The sequence below is a fragment of the Natrononativus sp. DTA114 genome, from assembly GCF_059736515.1.
Window position 1 is genome coordinate 164,773 of the sequence record NZ_JCASSN010000006.1, and the last position, 20,759, is coordinate 185,531.

At 55.6% G+C, this 20,759-nt stretch carries 13 protein-coding genes, 2 pseudogenes and 1 CRISPR repeat array; of the genes and pseudogenes, 7 read left to right on the forward strand and 8 right to left on the reverse strand.

Going from position 1 to position 20,759, the window contains the following annotated elements:
* Nucleotides 1–3: 3 nt before the first annotated feature.
* Nucleotides 4–3,102: a type I-D CRISPR-associated protein Cas10d/Csc3 gene (gene cas10d / locus AC6I6S_RS19560; protein WP_497952555.1), complete on the reverse strand. Its 3,099-nt coding sequence runs from the start codon at nt 3,100–3,102 to the stop codon at nt 4–6.
* A gap of 4 nt (nt 3,103–3,106) precedes the next feature.
* Nucleotides 3,107–3,553 carry a CRISPR system precrRNA processing endoribonuclease RAMP protein Cas6 gene (gene cas6, locus AC6I6S_RS19565; protein ID WP_497952556.1) on the reverse strand — a complete coding sequence of 149 codons (447 nt, stop codon included), beginning with the start codon at nt 3,551–3,553 and terminating at the stop codon, nt 3,107–3,109.
* Nucleotides 3,554–4,087: 534 nt separating this feature from the next.
* On the opposite strand from cas6, the gene csa3 reads away from it, so the two are divergent.
* Nucleotides 4,088–4,738, forward strand: coding sequence for a CRISPR-associated CARF protein Csa3 (csa3, locus tag AC6I6S_RS19570; protein ID WP_497952557.1), 651 nt, complete (start codon nt 4,088–4,090; stop codon nt 4,736–4,738).
* Nucleotides 4,739–4,854: 116 nt separating this feature from the next.
* Nucleotides 4,855–8,308: direct repeats of the CRISPR family, unit length 37 nt; unit sequence GTCGCGGCGAAGAGAAAACCCAAAACGGGATTGAAAC.
* A 97-nt stretch (nt 8,309–8,405) separates the two neighbouring features.
* Here the strand turns inward: csa3 and AC6I6S_RS19575 are convergent.
* Nucleotides 8,406–9,569, reverse strand: coding sequence for a tyrosine-type recombinase/integrase (locus AC6I6S_RS19575; protein ID WP_497952558.1), 1,164 nt, complete (start codon nt 9,567–9,569; stop codon nt 8,406–8,408).
* Nucleotides 9,570–9,826: 257 nt separating this feature from the next.
* Between AC6I6S_RS19575 and AC6I6S_RS19580 the strand changes: the two genes are divergently transcribed.
* Together AC6I6S_RS19580 and AC6I6S_RS19585 are read left to right on the forward strand one after the other, a co-directional pair.
* A complete protein-coding gene (locus AC6I6S_RS19580) occupies nt 9,827–10,198 on the forward strand; it encodes a MarR family transcriptional regulator (RefSeq protein WP_497952560.1) in 372 nt (123 codons plus the stop codon).
* Entirely contained in the window at nt 10,195–10,545 is a 351-nt protein-coding gene (locus tag AC6I6S_RS19585) for a type II toxin-antitoxin system PemK/MazF family toxin (protein WP_497952562.1), read from the forward strand. The genes AC6I6S_RS19580 and AC6I6S_RS19585 overlap by 4 nt, the downstream gene beginning before the upstream one ends.
* Nucleotides 10,546–10,900: 355 nt before the next feature.
* On the opposite strand, the gene AC6I6S_RS19590 is transcribed toward AC6I6S_RS19585, so the two are convergent.
* Both AC6I6S_RS19590 and AC6I6S_RS19595 read right to left on the reverse strand, forming a co-directional pair.
* On the reverse strand, nt 10,901–12,574 hold the full coding sequence (locus AC6I6S_RS19590; RefSeq protein WP_497952563.1) for a transposase: 1,674 nt from the start codon (nt 12,572–12,574) through the stop codon (nt 10,901–10,903).
* Nucleotides 12,575–12,676: 102 nt separating this feature from the next.
* A complete protein-coding gene (locus tag AC6I6S_RS19595) occupies nt 12,677–13,420 on the reverse strand; it encodes a hypothetical protein (protein WP_497952564.1) in 744 nt (247 codons plus the stop codon).
* 530 nt (nt 13,421–13,950) lie between these two features.
* Here AC6I6S_RS19595 and AC6I6S_RS19600 point away from each other — a divergent pair.
* On the forward strand, nt 13,951–15,006 hold the full coding sequence (locus tag AC6I6S_RS19600) for a gluconate 2-dehydrogenase subunit 3 family protein (protein WP_497952565.1): 1,056 nt from the start codon (nt 13,951–13,953) through the stop codon (nt 15,004–15,006).
* A complete protein-coding gene (locus tag AC6I6S_RS19605) occupies nt 15,006–16,775 on the forward strand; it encodes a GMC family oxidoreductase (RefSeq protein WP_497952566.1) in 1,770 nt (589 codons plus the stop codon). Before AC6I6S_RS19600 ends, AC6I6S_RS19605 begins: the two co-directional genes overlap by 1 nt.
* 42 nt (nt 16,776–16,817) lie before the next feature.
* On the opposite strand, the gene AC6I6S_RS19610 is transcribed toward AC6I6S_RS19605, so the two are convergent.
* Nucleotides 16,818–17,306: a halocyanin domain-containing protein gene (locus AC6I6S_RS19610; RefSeq protein WP_497952568.1), complete on the reverse strand. Its 489-nt coding sequence runs from the start codon at nt 17,304–17,306 to the stop codon at nt 16,818–16,820.
* A gap of 111 nt (nt 17,307–17,417) precedes the next feature.
* Nucleotides 17,418–17,645 (reverse strand): DUF7509 family protein, encoded by a 228-nt coding sequence (locus AC6I6S_RS19615; RefSeq protein WP_497952570.1) that lies wholly within the window; start codon nt 17,643–17,645, stop codon nt 17,418–17,420.
* Between AC6I6S_RS19615 and AC6I6S_RS19620 the strand changes: the two genes are divergently transcribed.
* Both AC6I6S_RS19620 and AC6I6S_RS19625 read left to right on the forward strand, forming a co-directional pair.
* A complete protein-coding gene (locus AC6I6S_RS19620) occupies nt 17,617–17,829 on the forward strand; it encodes a hypothetical protein (RefSeq protein ID WP_497952572.1) in 213 nt (70 codons plus the stop codon). The genes AC6I6S_RS19615 and AC6I6S_RS19620 overlap by 29 nt on opposite strands.
* Nucleotides 17,830–17,960: 131 nt before the next feature.
* Nucleotides 17,961–18,820 (forward strand): annotated as a pseudogene (locus AC6I6S_RS19625) (IS5 family transposase).
* Between the two features lie 1,210 nt (nt 18,821–20,030).
* Here AC6I6S_RS19625 and AC6I6S_RS19630 read toward each other — a convergent pair.
* Nucleotides 20,031–20,759, reverse strand: a pseudogene (locus AC6I6S_RS19630) (hypothetical protein); the annotation flags it as partial.

Sequence of the window (20,759 nt, forward strand, 5' to 3'; positions counted from 1 at the left end):
TGGTTACTCCATCTCCGGTTTCGTATCGTTGGTTTCGTTCGTTTGGCCACGCTCTTCGTAGAACCTCGATTCTGCCCTGAGCGTCGCACCAAAGAACCCATCGGCAAGGTTGTTCTTGAGCCGTTTCAGCTGCGAAGGGCGACCGTTAGCGATACCATAGAGAATCTCATCGACGAAGAACTCGGAATACTCCTCGATGCGTTCTTGCAATGGTGTACCAGCGTTCGACATTTCTGCACTGACCGGGTAAACGCCGTCTCCTGCCTGTCGGTCGAGCATCTTCTGCAGTCGTCCTGAGACGAGCATCACGTAGTCGTCTCGGCTAAGTTGCTCTCCTGTTTTCGAGACCGCCTTCACACTCTCGCGAAAGACTCGCTCGACGCGATGGGGTTTTCGCCCGTGTCCACTTGCGGGACGGATTGCGTCGTAGGCGAGATCAGCGAGTTGCGTAATGCGGCTGTGTGGTGTATCACTCATATTTGAACCGTACTGCTTGATACCGGCTTGTTCATCGAGCGTGACAGCGTACCTCATCAGGGCAGGAATGTACGGCCCCTCATCTGAGGATTGGGCTACTCGCTTGAGCAGGTACGACCCCGGGAGCATCTCGTTACGAGTTACCCGAAGGTACTTTGCGAACAGCGAGTCCTTTCGAGAGTCTCCCTGCAAGGCGTGGCCGAGTTTGATTAGTGCCGCTGCAGACCGAAGGCGACCTTGCAATTCAGAGAGTGGTACGCTGTCTCCATAAAACGCTGTCACTTGGCTGAACCCCCCTCCAATCTTCACGAATTCTTGGAAGTCACGCGACCGCATCTCAGGGATTGGAGATGCGCTAAGATACACTCTCATTCCCGTGTAGGAACTGATTGCAAGGGCGAGAAATGCCCCGAAAAACTGGAACTCGGTATCGTTATCGGGGTTTTTAAAGTACCCAACGGTTTGTGCGCCGAACTGCCGGTTCCGATCGAACTCCTGAGATAACGACTCAATCATTGTTCGCCCGTTTCCTTCGGGCTGGGTCAATTCGTCCATGACTGAAGCGAATTCATCCGGTGATTTGATGTCGAATATGGCCTCAGCCAGCCGTCCAATCCGAACGCGGTTCTCTCCAGTAAATCGATTAATTGTTCGAGAATACAGCTGCCAGGAAAATGGCGTATAGAAGTAGTCTGGGACCAGGTGGAAAAATAACCGACCGGGTCCTCGACGTCGAGCAGCTGTCTCCCGAAGGGAGAATTCGATACGGCAGGCAGAACACAACAGGAGCTTTTCCCGTTCTCTGGCCCCTATCATCTCGCGGTTCGAAAAGCCACTCTGCAGCGTTGTGAGTGATTTCTTCGATTTCATCGGGCCTAAATTGCCACCTGCAGCAACGCCACGGCTACACAGTGTACACGTTTTCCCTCGAGACGTTTTCAGATATTCGTCGAAGGTATCCACAGTCGATTCGGATGAAATCATTTTACCAGAGCCGAGTCGAAGATTTTCGCTGATAAATGCCCGTACCTCCTTTTTCAGGTTTCCAGCGTGCTCATCTCTGATGACCTGGCGCCATTCATCGGTATCGCCAGCGAGCTCACTGAGGCAGGCATCAACCGTCGAGAAGACATCATCTTCGGCATTCCGGATGTTGGGGCCGCCACCGTGACGATTCAGGAGTCCCTGAGCGATAGCGTAGGAGTATTCCCACTTACCCCCACTCGTCAACGATGAAGACGTCTCATCAGAAAGGTTGATGAGTTGATCTGCGAGAGTCTCCGGGAGATCAAACACTGCTACTGTTGCTCGAATCAGATCGTCGCTAGTTGCATCACTGTCGAGTAACGGTCTGACGAACGACGTTTTAATGGTATTGACGAACCGTCCGAGACCGTATTGTTGTTCTGTCTTGGCGAACGTTTGGTCCAGACTTTCCTCCAGTAGTTCCATCGAGTCCAGTGCAGCCTCGCTAGGACCGGCATCTTCCTTGCCGTCGTTGACTCCTTTCCGCACGACTGCCCGAAGCATATTATGTGCCCCTGCGTAGAAGAAATCTGGCGCGTTCAGACTGTATAACCCCTGTGAGATTGTTGAGAAGTTCAACAGTAACTGATCGGGGTTATTATACGACGAGTGAGACTTCTTGATTGATTTACCGAAGCGGTTTGCGATCGTTTCGGATAGTTCCCCTTCATTCTCTGGGTGGGATGTATCTTCTGGCGATAGATACACACATCCATCTTGATAGATCGTTAGAAGAGTGAAGTCAAATTCGTCACTCAGATACTCGCTTACTGCTGTATTAAGCAGATTCGTGAAAATACCACTTACATGATCGATTCGGTGGTGAGTCAGTGCAACGCTCGCGCCAGGAAAGCATTCCCGAAACTGTTTTTGCATTCTTGCATTCGCCGCTTCTTCCGGCGTTGTCGAGGATGCCATTCCGTCTGCTAACCGGATGAACGGTCGGTATCTTTCCCACCGAATCGTCACGTTCGTTGATTTTGCATTGTCGGTCGCGTGATGATCGACAGCACAGGAACGAAAGTCCCGCATCTCAAGTGCTGAATTTTCTTCCGAAGGATCGGTACTGAACTCCTTGAGGGCGAGTTCGTCAATGAAAGGCCCTAATTCCGTGATTGTAATGTTGAATCGCTCTGACCGAATTTCGTCTTCATCACGGAGTTTGTGATAATCATGAATGACTGCAAGAGCGATGAGGTGACGCAACTCTTTCGGAGATATCGGTCTGAGACCGGCTCGTTCTGCCTGGGTCGCAAGCCGGTGGAGGAAGAAAACGAGATTCCGAGTATGGTTGAGCATCGATTGATCGACTTTCCCGTACTCGATGCTCTTATTCGGGAGATATAGCCAACCCGCCTCGATGAGTTTTCCATCAATATGAGAGATATATTCCTTAAACACCTCATTGAGTGCTGCCTGCTCGCCAGACACTGTCTCATCGGGAGCAAATGCCTCATCAGGATCCTCGAAGATTTCTTCTGAAAGGGATGCAACACCAGATTGTGACTCTTCCATCACATGTGACTTATCCCACTTTCCTCTATCCGTTTCGCTGAAATCATCGAGTCCACTTTGTTCTTCGTCTGATCTATCACTCATTTTCCTACACCTCAACATTCACGCTACCACAACCCCTAGCAACCGCACTCCCTACCCCGCTGTACTCTCCGAACAACCCAAGCGCTTTCACGGCGTTCTCGACGCTTTTGCTCGCGTTTTTGAAGTCATAGGTCACTTCGCCGGTGAACCCCTGTCGAAACAGGTTCCGGTTTTCGCCGGTCTCGTTCTCGACCCGGTTGACGAGCACGCTGTGGGTCTGGTAGCTGTCGGTGTCGGGTTTTTCGATCACAGAGTCGAGTATCGTCTCCCGATCCAATTCCAGTTCCAGATCAGCGGGACAGGTCTGGTTCCACTTCCCTGCCAGAGAGTTGAACACGCTCCAGCGATGGGGAAACGCAGTCGTGACCTCGCCGACCTCTTCGATACATGCCGCCGTTCGAAAGTCGATTGTCACCGGGGTGCTTTCGGCGTCGTTCGCCTGTTCGAGCAACTCGGAGTGCGTAGCGTTTTCGCTCTCGAACGAATCAACGTTGAGCGAACCGTTGGTCAGTTCGATCGAGTCACCCTCGAGAACCAGAGCGGAGACGAGACCCTGAAAGATTGTCTCGTCGTCGGGGTCGGTCACCCCGAGCGAAAGCCGATACTCTTTGTTCGGAAGAACGAGTTTGTGGTGTGGTCGATCGCTGCTTCCGAACTGACCCTGAAGTCCGCTACTATGGAGACTCCCGATATCGGAGTCGTGTACGCGTGCGCTGACCTCCTCGTCTGCGGATTCCAGTGCAGCGAGCAATGCACTATAGACCGTGTATCCGTCCGACAGAGGAACGTCGAATCGCTTGTTGGCCTGAAGACGAAGTTCGATCCGACGTAGTCGGGCCGCTTGTCTGGTTTGTTGTCCCATACGACCGTGGTAGAGAACGCCATTCGGACGTGATAAATCCAGCGAAATATAGATATTGCAACTGTTTTGAGTTCGTTGCGATTTCCTGCAATACTATAGGTTCAGCGTGAGTACCGCCCATTCATGCACACCTACGTCTCCCCGATTGGGTTCAACACAACGAGCGTGATGCGACCAATACTTAAGCTCGATCTCGAACTGCCGGACTCAGTCGTGCTGATTCGTCCGAAGCGGGAAACTGACGACAACCGAGCGACCGAAGCAATCGACGATGTCGAACGAACGTTGCACGAATTCGACTCAAGCATAGAAACGACTATCGAACGAATCTCCCACAACGATTTCACGTCGGCGGTACTGACTTGTAGTACGGTTCTGCTCGAAGCCAATCATCCAGTCATCAACCTCGGAAGTGGCGCTCGAGACGTAGTAGCCCCACTTACAGTTGCGGCTGTTGCACAGGCAGAACACATTGACTCAGTATTTGGGTACAGTGACATCGACGGAGAAGTTCGGGAGTGGATACTGCCGCGGCTCGGAGCGACACAGTCGAAAGGCGCTCTGGAAACGCTATCGCTAATCAAGCAAGCCGAAACTCCAATTTCGATCGATGACCTCCACAAAAAGAAGGATAGTGCTAAGAGTACGATCACCCGCCACGTCAATCAACTAGAAAGCGAAGGATTAGCGGAGTCGGAGACAAACGATCGGAAAAAGTACGTCACAATCACGCTCGGAGGAGAGCTATACCTGGTTTCGGGACCCTCTTCGTAACCGCGTTCTTCGCTGACCCATATAAACAGCGTGTACAGCAGGGGTCCATGACCAAGCGGCTCAAAATCGCGTTCTGAGAAAGCTTTTTAGATTAGATAGCCGTATCTGAACCCCCTGTCGCGGCGAAGAGAAAACCCAAAACGGGATTGAAACTCGGTCGCCGTGTGGTGAGCCACGCCGTCGTGGGTGTCGCGGCGAAGAGAAAACCCAAAACGGGATTGAAACTTGGTTCGACTGCGGGTTCCGGCTCAGGCTCCGGCTGTCGCGGCGAAGAGAAAACCCAAAACGGGATTGAAACGTCGCGAACCTCGGCAATATCCTCAGTGGGTTCTTGTCGCGGCGAAGAGAAAACCCAAAACGGGATTGAAACAGCACGTCCCGCTGGACGCAGCGGAAGCCCGCCCGGTCGCGGCGAAGAGAAAACCCAAAACGGGATTGAAACCGTTCGACTCGATCGGTTCGACCTGGGTTCTGAATCGTCGCGGCGAAGAGAAAACCCAAAACGGGATTGAAACCCGGCGGCGACGCACTTGTCGTAGGTGTCGCCGCCGAGTCGCGGCGAAGAGAAAACCCAAAACGGGATTGAAACATCAAGGTCTCCGAAGACGAGACCCGCGTGATGATGTCGCGGCGAAGAGAAAACCCAAAACGGGATTGAAACATAACGAGGCGTACCTGATCAAATGGTTCGATGCTGTCGCGGCGAAGAGAAAACCCAAAACGGGATTGAAACACATCGAGGTCTCCGAGGACGAGACGTACATCACGATGTCGCGGCGAAGAGAAAACCCAAAACGGGATTGAAACAGTACGAAACTCGCCGTGCTCGTCTACAAGATGCGGTCGCGGCGAAGAGAAAACCCAAAACGGGATTGAAACTCGGGAGCGAGGGACTGGCCCAGCCCACCCACACGGTCGCGGCGAAGAGAAAACCCAAAACGGGATTGAAACTCTACGATAGCGAGCACAGACGCCGCGACAACGCCTGTCGCGGCGAAGAGAAAACCCAAAACGGGATTGAAACTTGATGCGGGCGGCGTGGGAGTCTTCGCCGCCGTCGGGTCGCGGCGAAGAGAAAACCCAAAACGGGATTGAAACTCATCACAAAGGCAGACACGCATCTCCACAAAGGCAGTCGCGGCGAAGAGAAAACCCAAAACGGGATTGAAACGGTGCGCAGCGTGGAGCCGTGTCGGTACGTGTCGTGTCGCGGCGAAGAGAAAACCCAAAACGGGATTGAAACAGACGGTAACGGACGCGGACACAGCTGAACAACTCTCGTCGCGGCGAAGAGAAAACCCAAAACGGGATTGAAACAGGATTCCCTGTCGGCCGTTGCTCGAGGCCGCGTCGCGGCGAAGAGAAAACCCAAAACGGGATTGAAACCGGACACCGATATCTCGGGGCGTCCCGAGGACGGTTGTCGCGGCGAAGAGAAAACCCAAAACGGGATTGAAACTTCAAAGCCGACAGCGAAATCTTGGATGTAATCGAGTCGCGGCGAAGAGAAAACCCAAAACGGGATTGAAACATTTCTTCCAAGTCTTCGATGGTTGCGGCGTCAGCGTCGCGGCGAAGAGAAAACCCAAAACGGGATTGAAACGTGCAGCGCTCGTCGCGTACCACGTCCTCGAGGAGTGTCGCGGCGAAGAGAAAACCCAAAACGGGATTGAAACATCGCCGACTACGACACGCCGGTTGAACTGCTCGAGGGGTCGCGGCGAAGAGAAAACCCAAAACGGGATTGAAACCCGGCCAGTGGGATGTCGCCCATTGCGATCTCAGGCGTCGCGGCGAAGAGAAAACCCAAAACGGGATTGAAACTCCCGGTGACGAACAGATTCCGGTAGTTGCCCGTTGTCGCGGCGAAGAGAAAACCCAAAACGGGATTGAAACTCGGCGAGGCACAGCTGGTCGACGAACTCCTCGAGACGTCGCGGCGAAGAGAAAACCCAAAACGGGATTGAAACTGAACTTGATCCAGTCGCTGTACGTCGAGCGCCCGGGTCGCGGCGAAGAGAAAACCCAAAACGGGATTGAAACATGTTCGAGGACAGGATGGACGGGCAGGCACAAATGGTCGCGGCGAAGAGAAAACCCAAAACGGGATTGAAACACGTTGAAGTGCAAGTCCGGTTCTTCCAGCGAAGTGTCGCGGCGAAGAGAAAACCCAAAACGGGATTGAAACCTGTGGGGTAGGTAACTATGGTGTTCGGATCGATTGTCGCGGCGAAGAGAAAACCCAAAACGGGATTGAAACAGTTCGATTCGGATGGCGAAGACGACATCGGCGCGGTCGCGGCGAAGAGAAAACCCAAAACGGGATTGAAACGTGCTGCTGGGCTTCGCGGATGTGCTCGCGAACGCGGTCGCGGCGAAGAGAAAACCCAAAACGGGATTGAAACAGTTAGAGGATAAAGCGCGCAAATACTTCGAGCTAATGTCGCGGCGAAGAGAAAACCCAAAACGGGATTGAAACTCTGTACTGTACTTTTCGCACATAGCAGGATCCGGGGTCGCGGCGAAGAGAAAACCCAAAACGGGATTGAAACGACGTTACGGTAGATCGACTCGAGCGCGCCCTGGAGTCGCGGCGAAGAGAAAACCCAAAACGGGATTGAAACTCTTTAGAGTCGTTCTGTGGGGTGGCCGATGACTAAGTCGCGGCGAAGAGAAAACCCAAAACGGGATTGAAACCTTGTGAAACGTGAGGGCGAGCGCGACGATCGCGAGTCGCGGCGAAGAGAAAACCCAAAACGGGATTGAAACCGAACCAGCGATCGTCAGCGTAGACGCGCCAAGCGAGTCGCGGCGAAGAGAAAAACCAAAACGGGATTGAAACATCAGCCCGGAGCCGGTGACGTCGGCGACCCAGTCGGGTCGCGGCGAAGAGAAAACCCAAAACGGGATTGAAACACGACTGTCCCTGCCCGGACGACGACAAAGACGAGAGGTCGCGGCGAAGAGAAAACCCAAAACGGGATTGAAACAGATCTCGTCAACGTCCGCGTGGATCAAGTCCCAGTGTCGCGGCGAAGAGAAAACCCAAAACGGGATTGAAACGGATCTTCTACGCTCTCGTTCACCAGATCATCACACTGTCGCGGCGAAGAGAAAACCCAAAACGGGATTGAAACAAAATTGTATACAGACTCTCACGGAATACGGAGTGTCGCGGCGAAGAGAAAACCCAAAACGGGATTGAAACCGTGGGACGAGATCGTGGTCCTCCCGATGATCGGCCGTCGCGGCGAAGAGAAAACCCAAAACGGGATTGAAACTAGTAGGTCTGACACCCACACTCGGGGCAACAGTAGTCGCGGCGGACTGAAAACCCAGAACGGGATTGAAACGGCGAGATCGACGACATTGCGGCGTCGATCCGCTAGTCGCAGCGGAGAGAAAACCCAGAACGGGATTGAAACATCACGAGTGCAGCCATCATGATGATGAGCACGACCGGTCGCAGCGGAGAGAAAACCCAGAACGGGATTGAAACCCGTTGAAGGAGTTCGCGTTTCCGAGATCGCGGCGTCGCAGCGGAGAGAAAACCCAGAACGGGATTGAAACTGTAAAATCATAGCTTCAGAGGCTATACCTGTGGTTCTGTTGCGACAGAGAGGACCCAGACCGGGATTGAGACAGTGTCAGTGAGCACCCTCGCGATTCATTCACCCTCAAAGACCTCGCCAGCTTCTTCGGCGAGCTCACTCGCTTCGATGTGAGCGTACATCTGTGAAGTCGTCCGTGGGTCGGCGTGCCGCAGCGCCCGCTGTGCTGCCGCTGCGCCGCGTTCACGGTAGATGGCTTCGCCGACGCCCCGACGCGCACCGTGGGGCTTCAGATATCCCCCGTCGACGTCGAGATCGGCACTCTCACAGAGTCGTTTCAGGACCGACCGGCCGCCATTGGTCGAAAGTGACGGCGGGGAGACACCGTGTTTCCGGAGTAACTCGAGGACGTCGGCGCCGTCGACCTCGACGTCATCTGGAAGCGCCCCGTACAGCGACGGCGCGTGGCTCGTGACGAACACCGGCCACTCTTTCGAGGGCGGATCAAGCGCCTTCTCCAGGCGCTCGAGCGGTCCGTGCGCCTGTGGTGGGAGTTGGGCTTCCTCGATCTGCTGGTTCTTTCCGAGGACTTGGAGTTGGTTGTTCTCGAGATCGACGTCGGCCCACCGGAGACCGTCGCGACGATCGTCGCGTGGATCCGAGAGCACCTCGCCACCGCGAACCCCGGAGTACGCGAGCACGTACACGAGTGCGCGATCGCGGAGTTCCTCCAGGGCGTCGAGTCCCTGCTCGTCGACAGCCTCGTGTGCGCGTTCGTCGGCGTATCTGAGCAGCGCCTTTCGGTCCTCGGCCGACCAGAATTGCTGGTCGCCGCTCTGTTTCTTCGGGCGCGGTGGGAGCTCGTTCAGCGCGATCCCTTTCTGGGCGGGGTTCTCCTCGAGGTAATCCCATCGAACGCAGTAAGAGAGAAATGCCGAGACGTAGTCGTAGTACGTCCACGCCGTCGCCGCCGAGATCCCGCCGTCGACCTCCCGGGAGTTTCCCGCGTCGACGCGTCGCGAAAGGTACTGCGCGTAGCTCGCCATAGTGCGTTTCGAGACGTCCTCGACACGGGTGACACCACGATCGGCGAGGCGCTCCCGCCAGTGGGTGAGCACGCGCTCGAGGGCGTCTTGGTAGTTCCCCGATTTGTTTCCGGACTCGAGGAACCGCTGGATAGTGGTCTCGAGGTCGTTTTCCCTGGGTGTAGGCCCTGAATCGGTGGGTTGCATCTGGTTGGATGACCGTACAGTGTCGAGGTGCATAAATTCACTGTGCATTACGGCTCTAACGCACAGTAGAAAACAAAAAGTATAATTCGGCTGTTTTCGTAACTCTCGAGCATCCTACAGTGCGATTCTCTAACTTTTGAATCCTATGCCGCTATACCGAATTCACAAGTTGGGAAGTTGAGACCGGCCGTCTCAATGCATACAGTTCTCGAAGCGCTTCGTGGCTATTGAAGAGTTGTCTTTACTATTTTCATAGCTTTCACTCCTAACACTCTTTACAGTGGATGGCGTACCTCCATTCAGCGATGTCCATCGACCGAGATACCTTTGAGAACACGAGCGAGGACGACCTCACGGACCTTTCTGTCCCTGACCAGGTCCTCGGGTTTCTTGCTGCCAACGAGGACCGAGCGTTCAAGGCGCGCGAAATCGCCTCCAAGATTGGCGTCGACGAGGGCGCGGTTAGCACCGCTCTCTCGCGATTAAAGGACCGCGACCTCGTCGAGCATAAGGCAACGTACTGGGCGGTAACCGACGACGCCGAGCGCCTCGAAGGATACAGCGGCTACGAGCGGGCGACCGAGCTATTCAACGACCAACTCGGTACCGAGGACGCGGAGGCGTGGCGCGAGCACGCACCGCAGACACCACACCCGAGCATCGAAGATAAACAGTGACCGACGAAGAGACACCGACCTTTGAGCGGGGCGATGTCGTCTATGGCGATGATCCGTTTAAAAGTGACGAGGACGCTCGGCCCTGGCTCATTCTCTCGAACCACGAGGGACGTCCGTTTCACGGCGAGCAGTATATCGCTCTAACGCTGACATCGAAATCGTGGATGAACGACCTGATCGAGATTCCGGAGACGAGCTGGACTCGTGGTGGGACACCAGATGAAAGTCGGATCGTTCCATGGGCTGTCCAGTCGATTGACAACGAGGATATTGACTTCTGGCAGGGCCGTCTTGACAGTGATCTTGTTGACCAAGCAGCGACTGCACTGGTCGAAGAACTACAATAGCTTCTCCGAAGTTTCGTTCGAGTAGAGGTTTGGTGAATCAGCTGTTAGGTGAGTACTTTCTCTGTATCGGCTCTTCCGGTGAAGACTCGCCGAAACGAAGTGACGAAACGAGTTCCAATTCCATATGCATTGAGCGCAGCGGTCGCAACTTCTGCACAAGTTCTGCAGTTGAGACTACAGCGTGTTTAGCAGGCCTGTGATGCAGATATTTGGACGAATCAGTGAAGGGGGCCGCTTCAGATCACCTCTCAAGTACCAATCTTTGTTGGCTCAGGAACCACTTCGACGATCTTCCGAGACTGGGACCAGCGTTGCCACTCAGAAACACGGCGTGCGATCGGACTGAGTGGGCGTTCTACCCGATTCCAGTCTCTTTCCTTAGCAGCGTCAGCGTGTTATCAGCCGTCACGATTGGCGCGTGCTCGTACTCTTCAGTCAATTCGGCTTGCACGAGCAGATCAACGGCCCGCCAGACCGAGTACAGGAGACAGGCAAACGCGAAGTAAAAGAACCGCAGCCCGAAATCTTTCGACGTCGTCGCAGCCATGAACCGCTTGATCGATTTGTACCCGCTCTCGATCTCCCACCGATAGCCATACTCAGTGATGAACCCATCCCGATTCGACATGAACACCGAATACTGGCGATGGTCATCGTGCTCGGCGTTTTCTTTCCGCCGGTAGATCAACGTCGTCTCATGCCACTCGTTCTTGCCTAGATGGAGTTTGCGATCGGTCTTGTATCGGTCCTGATTTCGTTTAAGGAGTCTCTTGGCCTGGGCTTTTTCACTGGTCTGCATTCGTTTCGGAACGACGTACGAGAGCCCACGTTGGCTGATCAGTTCCAGTACATGCTGACTATCGAATTCCCGGTCCATCAGCACGTTATCGATGTGAACCATGTCCTGGGCTGAGTTCAGGAGATCCTCGACGATCTCTTTCCGCGTCTCGCCTCGTTGTACTGGACGAGCATCCAACACAAGTGGAACAGCGTTGCCGACCAGCTGTACTGTCGCCCACTGGTATGCGTACTCGTCGGTGTTCTCCTTCGTTCCGATGATCTCGTCCTCATGGCCCGTTCTGTCCCCTGTGAACGGAGCATCTTCGGTGATGTCGATAGCCACGATACCAGCTCGGAAGAACTCCTCTGTGTCTGCAGCCTCGTCTATGAGCCTCCCCACTGCTTGCCGGTACATTGTTCGAATCTCCGGTATCGAGAGAGTTCGAATATGCTCGCGATGGGCGTGACCTAACGGCGTCCGCTCACGAGCCGACTCGTAGATGAAGCTGCGAGACCCCTCATTGGCAGCCAGATTCTCTCGAAGCCCGAGGTAGGTTTGTAGGTCCCAGTAGGCATTCTCGTGGATTGCACACCCCTCTCCCCGGTCAAGCGAGAAGGTGGGGTAGACGACACGGCTGAGGTGACCTGTGATCTTCTCCGCCTGTTCCAGTACGGCCTGGTTATCTAGATCCGGTTCTTCAGTGTCACCACTACGGCGAGGGAGCTTCCGGTCCGGCTCTCGTGGAATTGAGACGCCTGCATTCTGGGCTTTGATGAGGATCGTTCGTGCAGCTGTCTCGATTATCTCACGAAGATCTTCAGTAAATCGGTTGTGCCAGCTACGCCACAGCGTCGACTGGTTCGGGATCGTCTCCAGACCCAATTGCTTGCAGATATCTGGGCGGCGATCGAGGTATTCAGCGAGTGCTGTTTCGTGGTCCCACCCGTAGAGCTCTTTCAGGACGAAGACCCGAAAGAGCGTGTCCATTTCATACTGTGTTGATCCCGTATAGCAGTCGTGAGGATCGAAGCAAAAGTAAGCCAGTGGAAGCATGCAAACGAACTGATCAACCGAGTTGTGCTCATCATGGGTGAACCACGCCTTCGAGACGACGCGAACGTCCTCTTTCAATCCGCCAAGAGAGGTTCGGTTGTACAGCGGCGTTGAGTCATATGCTGGCCACTCCACGTACGACCGTTGTGCGATCCGTCGAAAGACAACCCGTCGAGACTCACACGTTGAAGCCACGACGAGATGCTGGCTGCGGTACGTTCAAAAATCCGTCTAACTGATCAGTATAGAGCATGGATGCAGCAGCACCCCTCTCTCTTCGGTACTTGAAGAGGTAGCTTACAGATTATCGGTGGGGAGACTCGCACGAATCGATTGGCAGAGAGCGGGTTCTAATCCACTATTCCGATAGCCTGCGGCGAGGTTGACGTCTACGGCCCAGAACTGGTCTTCGTCATCTTTGACAAAATCGACACCAACGCCTCGGAGATCGAGCCGGTTGACGAGGCGACGCAGACGGCGCGCGAGCATCGGTCTGGGGCGCACCTGATTCAGGAACCGTTTGGGGCCATAGAGTTTCGAAGTAACACGCTTGACTGCCGTCTGGACTCGCGCTCCATTATCGACAGCGTAGTACTTGTAATCGACAGGGTCCGTAGCGATCAGTTCTTGATAGAAGCCTCCCTCGCCGTTCAGTTCGACGTCACCATCCCAGATGTAGTAGGGTTTTGCGACGTACTCGAATTTGGGTTTCTCGAAGGTCATTTGGGGAGTGCGGAACCCGACCGCCTCGAGTGCTTGGAGTCCGATTAGCCGGGAACTTAACGCAACCGTCGCGATGAGGTTGTTCCACAGGGGCGTCCCCGTTCGCCGTGCAAACCTGAGCGCGGGGAGATTGTGCGGAAACACCTGCTTGTTAACGAGCAGAGCGAGATCGTCGATATGACTCGGAGAAAGTTCGGATCGCGGATCGAAGAACTGAACCTCATGTCCCGCGCCTCTAAGGCATCTAGCGATGGCAGTGAACACCGGCTGATCGTCATCACAGAGAATTCCAATCAGATCCGCGTCAGTTGTATCCATCGATAGCAGGTGTACGTGTGCCAGAGAGTATAATGCTGTGATACAGTCCAGAACCACCGGGTTCGAACGCCCGACCGATGGCAGTAGTGGCAGAACTCCACAGCGTGCAAAATATGCGTTCTGTACTGACCAATCACTACCGTCGCAAATCGAGCCGAATTTCGTGCGACATTCGCACGCTCCTATTTCGGGTAATTCAGAGTTGAGTGGGTGAAATAAAGCAAGTCGCCGTGACGGGTGCATGCTCTGTATGCAGCATGCATTTTCTGCCATCTGCTGGATAGATCCAGCGAGGCTTGCGAGATACAGGGCGCGACTGTGGCACGGACTGAGAAACGATCGACGCGGGTATGGAAGAACGAGTAAATAGGTTGCAGTTAATGGTAATAAGCATAGTGGATGCAGTTGACGAATGGTACTCGGTAGCGCCGATTTCTGTTCAATTCCGAGGACGGCGCATCGAGAGAGCACCCCCTGCTGGCAAGTACAAGGGGATATATTGATGTAGTGGCTTGGAGGCCGTTCGTTGTATGTCAAATGGTGACAGACCAACACACGACTTCACCCACGACCTCTCTCGACGAACGGTAATGCAAGTCGGCGGCGGGCTAGCCGTCTTCGGAATTGCCGGGACGGCAGAGGGGTTCACACCCGAGGACTTCGACGTGACGCCCCTCGAGCAGATGGAGGAAGTCGAGGTCGCGGAAGGCGGACTCGAGTACTTTACCATCCGGCAGGCGCGGGTGGTCTACGACCTGACGGCGCGACTCTACCCGTCGGACGATAACGGACCGGGCGCACCGGAGGCCGGCGTCGTCTACTACATCGACCGGCAGATGAACTCGGCGTGGGGACGAGGAGAGCGGTGGTACATGCAGGCGCCGTTCGCCGGGAAGAATCCGACCGATCCGTTCGAAGACGACCCGGAGGAACCCGAGGACGTCGACCAGGAGACGGAAGTCCCGTGGGCGGAGACGAACCCCTCGGAGACGCAGGGTTGGCAGTACGCACTCACGCCGAACGAAGCGTACGATCAGGGGATCGCCGCAGTCGAGGAGTACGCCCAACAGGAGTACGACGATGAGTCGTTCACGGAACTCGACGGGGATCAGCAGGACGAAATCGTCGCTGCACTGCAGGAGGGGGAGGTAGAGACGTTCGAAGACAGCGACATCGACGCGAGCGGGTTTTTCCTCCTCGTCCGGCAGAACACCCTCGAGGGGATGTTCTGCGACCCGATGTACGGCGGCAACCGCGAGATGGTCGGCTGGCGACTGAAGGGGTTCCCGGGCACGCCCGGTGCGCTCGGCAGCTATCGCGGACTGATCGAGGAAGACGAGTACATCGAACTCGAGGACGACAACTTCCGAGAACTGGCCGACGACGTCGAATCGCTCGGGATCGACGGTGAGAACGAAGAGCCGGCTAACGAACAGAGCGAGGAGGGGCATTCGCACGTCCACGACGCAGCAGAGGCGGACTTTCCGAAAATCGTCGATCCAGAAGCTGCTCGCGGCGACGCCGACGGGGAGCAGTCTCAGACGAGTCTCGATGAGGAGGCCGTGGACGACGGAGGTGATCGGTGATGGTCCAAGAACTCGATCCCGTCGACGTGGTAACGATCGGTGCCGGCTGGACCGGCGGGATCATCGCCAAGGAACTCGCCCAGAACGACTATCAGGTCGTGAGTCTAGAGCGCGGCGGCGAGCGGGAGACGGCCGATTTCTTCACGGTCCACGACGAACTGGGGTACGCCCTCCGGTACAAGTTGATGCAGGATCTCTCGAAGGAGACGATCACGTTCCGAAACAACGTCGACGAACCCGCCCTCCCGATGCGACGGTACGGTGCGTTCCTGCCCGGATCTGGCGAAGGCGGGGCGGGCGTCCACTGGAACGGCGTCACCTGGCGGTTCCTTCCCTACGACTTCGAAATTCGGTCGCGGACGATCGACGAGTACGGCGAGGAAAAGATCCCCGAGAACATGCAACTACAGGACTGGGGGATCAGCTACGAGGAGCTGGAGCCGTACTTCGACCAGTTCGAGTACACCGCCGGCATCGCGGGCGAGGCAGGCAACGTCGAGGGCGAGATTCAGGACGACGGCAATCCGTACGAGGGTCCCCGCTCGCGGGACTACCCGCTTCCGCCGATGCTCACGACGCCGGTCATGGAGCGATTCATGGACGCGACCGATGGATTGGGGTATGAGCCGTTCATCCAGCCGTCGGCCAACCTCACGGAGTCGTACACGAACCCGGACGGCGTCCAGCAAGGCGCCTGCGAGTACTGCGGCTACTGCGAGCGATTCGGCTGCGAGTGGGGTGCGAAGGCCTCGCCGATCACCACAGTCTTACCCGCCGCCCAGGAAACCGGGAACTTCGAGCTTCGGACTCACGCCGACGTCGTGGAACTGTTGTACGACGAAGACGAACAGCGGGTCGAAGGCGTACGATACGTCGACCGGCGAACCGACGAGGTGTACGAGCAACCAGCCGATGTCGTCGCGCTGACCGCGTACGTGCTGAACAACGTTCGGCTCCTCTTGCTGTCGGAGATCGGCGAGCCGTACGACCCCGAGACGGGCAAGGGCGTCGTCGGGAAGAACTATTGCTACCAGAACTTCCAGGCCAGCGCCCGCGGGTTCTTCGACGACGAAGCGTGGAATCTCTACATGGGCGCCGGGGCGCTGGGCGCGGCGATCGACGACTTCAACGGCGACAACTTCGACCACGAGGATCTGGACTTCCTCCACGGCGGGAACATCGCCATCAGCCAGACCGGTGACCGGCCGATCGCCAACAACCCGGTTCCGGAGGGAACGCCGGGGTGGGGATCGGAGTTCAAAGCGCAGAGCCTCAAGTACTACCACAGTTCGATCTCGATCTCCTGTCAGGGCTCGTCGCTGCCCTTCCGGGAGAACTACCTCGACCTCGACCCCGAGTACACCGACCAGTACGGCCGCCCGCTATTGCGCATGACCTTCGACTGGCGCGAGCAGGACCGGAACCTCGTCGAGTACGTCGGGCCGCGACTCGAGGAGATCATGGAGGAAATGGGCGCCGACACGGTCGACGCTAGCACGACCATCGAGGACAGCTTCGATATCACGCCCTACCAGTCGACCCACAACACCGGCGGCGCGATCATGGGCGCCGATCCCGACGACTCGGTTGTGAACAACTACCTCCAGTGCTGGGAGGCCCACAACCTGTTCATCCCCGGTGCATCGGCGTTCGCCCACAACAGCGGCTACAATCCAACCGGAACGGTCGGTGCGCTGGCCTTCCGAGCCGCCGAAGGGGTTCGGAAGTACCTCGACAGCCCCGACCTACTCGCGGACGCGAAATCGTAGCTGCAGTCTCGAGGGAGCTTCGAGAAAATCGTTCAGGGCTCGTCACTCGTCGACGACGACTGCCCCTTTCATTCCCTGTTGTTCGTGGGGCTCACAGACGTACAGGTACGTTCCAGCGTCCTCGAAGTCGTGTTCGAACGTGACCCCTTCCTCGGTTTCGATCTCGCTCTCGAAGGCGGGTTCGTCCGCGCCGGTCGCCCCTTCGATCTCCTCTTCCTCCTCTTCTTCCGGGACGTGAACGACGTTGTGACCGCCTCCCTCGCCGGTCCATTCCCAGACGACGGTCGTTCCCTGGTCGATGCGAATCGCGGGCGGGTCGAACTGGAGTCCCTGATCGCCGGCCCCAACGTCCACCGTCGTCTCGTCTTCACCCGTCAGGTCTTCGGTCTCTTCGTAGTTGTCGACGTCCTCGAACCAGTCGCCGTAGTCCGGCTCTTCGCCGTCCTGAGCGACGGCGGAGCTCACGAGGCCGCTGGATACGATGCTCAACCCGCTCACTTTTACGAACGTTCGCCTGTCTATGTTTCGCATACGGAAGTGACCACCACCTACGGGAAAAACCTAGAACCTCCAATAGCAAGCCCTCAGCGACTGACAGACTGTCGGACGGCCACGAGTATCCACGAAGAGGACGGAACCCGCTTACTCGAGGCGCTCGAGGTCACCGAACTGCTCGCGGTTCATCGTTGTCACGGCGAACCGTTGTACCGCCTCGATCAGCTCTACTTCATTCTCGTCGGTTTCGATGCGGAGATCCCAGTAGGTCCGCGCCGACCGGATCATCTCGCTCGTAACGGCCGCCTCGTGAACGAAGACGACGCGTTCGCGGTATGTCTCGGCGATGTTCTCGTTCGGAGGTGGCGACAGCAAGTGGAAAGCGTGCGAGGAGTACGAACACGAGGTTCCGATCCGCTTCGATCGGCGCTGTCGGATGTGCTACGATGGTGAGTGGTCCGATCGGCTCACGGACACGCTCAAGGCGTTCGGTCGGTCCCTTCGCGAGCGAAACGGATCGTTCCGCCACCGACTCGAGGGCTCTGTTGAAACCCTCTAATATTGATACAAACAGTCTGCTGAATATAGAGGATGGGCCTTGTTTAGATGCTCAAACTTCAGCAGTGTAGAGCCGATCGAACTCATATCGCCGTGCTAGTAGCTCGGGGAAAATACCAAATCTACTAGGAAGTGAAGCGGGTCGGGTTCGTTGTGCACACGAAGACCTCCCGCTTCACGGAGAGGGTTGTGTCGCTCGCCCAAAAAGCCGTCGTTGGCCAGCCAGCTCCGGCCTACCGTCCGGGAGAAGACGGCTATGCTGACTGGGTAATTCTCGCCATTCAGGGGCTCAAAGAGTATCTCGGCCATCCGTACCGGAAGCTAATGGACGTCCTCCGCGAGATGCCGAGAGTGACAAATCACTTGGGTTGACGCCTGAAACGGTGCCACACTTCTCGACGGTGTGTACGCGAAAGCAGGCGATTCCGATGAAGCGGTGGCGAGCGATCCTCGATCAGTCCGTCGAACTGTATGATCTCGGTAATGTGCAGGCGATCGACGCAACCGGTGTCGATCGCGTCCAGGCCAGCCAGCACTACGTCAAACGGACGGACTACACGTTCGAGGCGGTGAAGACGACGCTGCTTGTCGATTGCGAGACCAGTGCGATTCTCGATATACACTGTTCAATGAAACAACCGCACGATACGCAAGTCGGCTGGCAGGTGTTAGTGCGGAATCTCGACGAGTTAGCGACTGTCGCTGCCGATAAGGGCTACGACTGGGAGGAACTTCGCACGAGGTTGCGTGCGGAAAGTATCACACCGCTGATTCCGCAGCGAGATCCTGGGATGCGGGGGTGGGCGAGAAATTTGCTCATCAAGGATCGGGCGTATCACCAGCGTTCGAACGCTGAATCGGTGTTTTTCGGACTCCGACGCAGATACGGCGAGACGCTCTGGTCGCGAACCTGGTTCGGGCAATTCCGTGAACTTGTCATGAAATCCGCCGTCCGCAACATCGAACGCGCCATCGAGGACTCACACCCGTGAAATCACGCGTTCAAACAAGGCCTAGAGGATGCATGCAGCAAGGCGATCTCCTTTATTTCGCGTGGTTTTCTCTGGACTACCCGGTATATAACCTGCAACTATACCACCTTCTATAGGATATAAATAATCCTACAATACTTACCTCATTAGACAATCATCGGCGTATAGTGAAAAGTTTGTACAGAAGAATACACCCAGAACCAACTAAAACGGTGCCAGTGAAGAAACTAGGTAGCCATGGTAGCGATACCATGGTACCTTGTCTCAGTCCAATAATAAAATTTGAGCCAGCGAAGCATAACAACGCCATTCCCCAAAGGATATTCACTCTTTTATCCACGCCCGTTCGCGATCTTGAAACATACAACGAAAATACCCCACCAGCTACCAATACAACGACCATCAATGCGTTAAGCCCCCCACCAATCCAGTCAAACATAGAAGTGACATCTATATTATGGCATTTATTTATTCGGATATTTTGATAGTGGATAGTGATAAAGCACGAGAGTTCACCAATTCCATCCGAAAATTGGTGCTTTTCGGAGTCCAATACTAAATGAGAGTCCAGGGATTATCAGTCATTTCAAGGTATAGAACGCTCCTATCAGAATTAGTACTCCGCTCAAACAGGCAGCCACGATAGAAACAATGAGCGGGGTCAATTCGAAGTAGAAGAGAAAGTAACTCAATCCCAGCGTGATTATACCTATATTCATCACCTGATTGAAATCCATACTGAATTACTACTGAATGGTTTCTATATTGGGATAAATGTAGGTGCCGGAACTACCCCGTTCACTGTTTTGTTTGGCACTTGTACTGAGCGTTCGACCCTCTGCGTCAATCACGCTCTGACTTGTGCGACATTCGCGCTCTGTATTCAGCACAGCTGCTCTACAATCTCCATTAGATGACAGAAACAATCGCATTAGTCGGACTCTCTATGTATCAGCTTATCCCAGTAAGGGTTCCTGAAACGAAGTACCGATACGAGTTCCACTTCCATATGCACTGAGCGGAGCAGTCGCAACTTCTAACAGTGTCCATGGAGATCCTCGTCCCCGCTGTGAGGCAGCAGTGTTAGCCGGCCGAGTCGACGACGAGGACGAATCGGTTCGAGTGGAATGAAAAGCGGACGAACTGGGCAGGTGAGCAATCCGAATCTCGGTACCCAGACGGGAAGGAAAGGGTGGCGAACCGGCGCTGGCTAGAGATCCCGAATCTCGTTCACAGCGTAGCGAACGTTTCTGGTCGTGGACTGTCCCGAGGTGTAAACGCCGTAGGTCACCTGGAAGCTGTCGTCCTCGTAGTCATAGTTCGGGCTCCTATCTTCACCCCGGAGCCAATGGTCACCGTCGGCATCGATCGTAATCGAGTACGTGTTCGAGCCTTCGATTCCACCAGCGGGGGACAGTACGAAGGTATCTCCGGCGTTCAGATTAGAGATATCCGTCTGGGTGACGACGTTTGCGTCGCTATCTCGAAGATACGCGGTTCGGTGCCCTTCGGTGTTCTGGGAGATTCGTGCCTCGATTCCGTCGATGTCATCTTTCAACCAGAACAGAACCCCGCTCTCATTGTTCGGGTTGCTCTGATCATCATCTGACCCGAGTTCCAACCAGCCAGGGTCTACGACCTCGTCTCGAGCAGCGATTTCGCTTACAGCGTAGCGAACGTTTTCGGTCGTCGACTGTCCCGAGGTGTAGACGCCGTAGGTTACCTGGAAACTGTCGTCTTCGTAGTCATAGTTCGGGCTCCTGTCCTCGCCCCGGATCCAGTGGTCGCCGTCGGCATCCATCGTAATCGAGTACGTATTCGAGCCTTCAATACCGCCAGAAGGCGATAATACGAAGGTATCTCCGGCGTTCAGGTTAGAGATATCCGTCTGGGTGACGACGTTTGCGCCGCTATCTCGAAGATACGCGGTTCGGTGCCC

Coding starts and splice junctions, on each gene's coding strand:
- cas10d (WP_497952555.1), bottom strand. CDS start 3,102: ATGAGTGATAGATCAGACGAAGAACAAAGTGGACTCGATGATTTCAGC.
- csa3 (WP_497952557.1), top strand. CDS start 4,088: ATGCACACCTACGTCTCCCCGATTGGGTTCAACACAACGAGCGTGATG.
- AC6I6S_RS19575 (WP_497952558.1), bottom strand. CDS start 9,569: ATGCACAGTGAATTTATGCACCTCGACACTGTACGGTCATCCAACCAG.
- AC6I6S_RS19580 (WP_497952560.1), top strand. CDS start 9,827: ATGTCCATCGACCGAGATACCTTTGAGAACACGAGCGAGGACGACCTC.
- AC6I6S_RS19595 (WP_497952564.1), bottom strand. CDS start 13,420: ATGGATACAACTGACGCGGATCTGATTGGAATTCTCTGTGATGACGAT.
- AC6I6S_RS19600 (WP_497952565.1), top strand. CDS start 13,951: ATGTCAAATGGTGACAGACCAACACACGACTTCACCCACGACCTCTCT.
- AC6I6S_RS19605 (WP_497952566.1), top strand. CDS start 15,006: ATGGTCCAAGAACTCGATCCCGTCGACGTGGTAACGATCGGTGCCGGC.
- AC6I6S_RS19610 (WP_497952568.1), bottom strand. CDS start 17,306: ATGCGAAACATAGACAGGCGAACGTTCGTAAAAGTGAGCGGGTTGAGC.
- AC6I6S_RS19620 (WP_497952572.1), top strand. CDS start 17,617: ATGTTCTCGTTCGGAGGTGGCGACAGCAAGTGGAAAGCGTGCGAGGAG.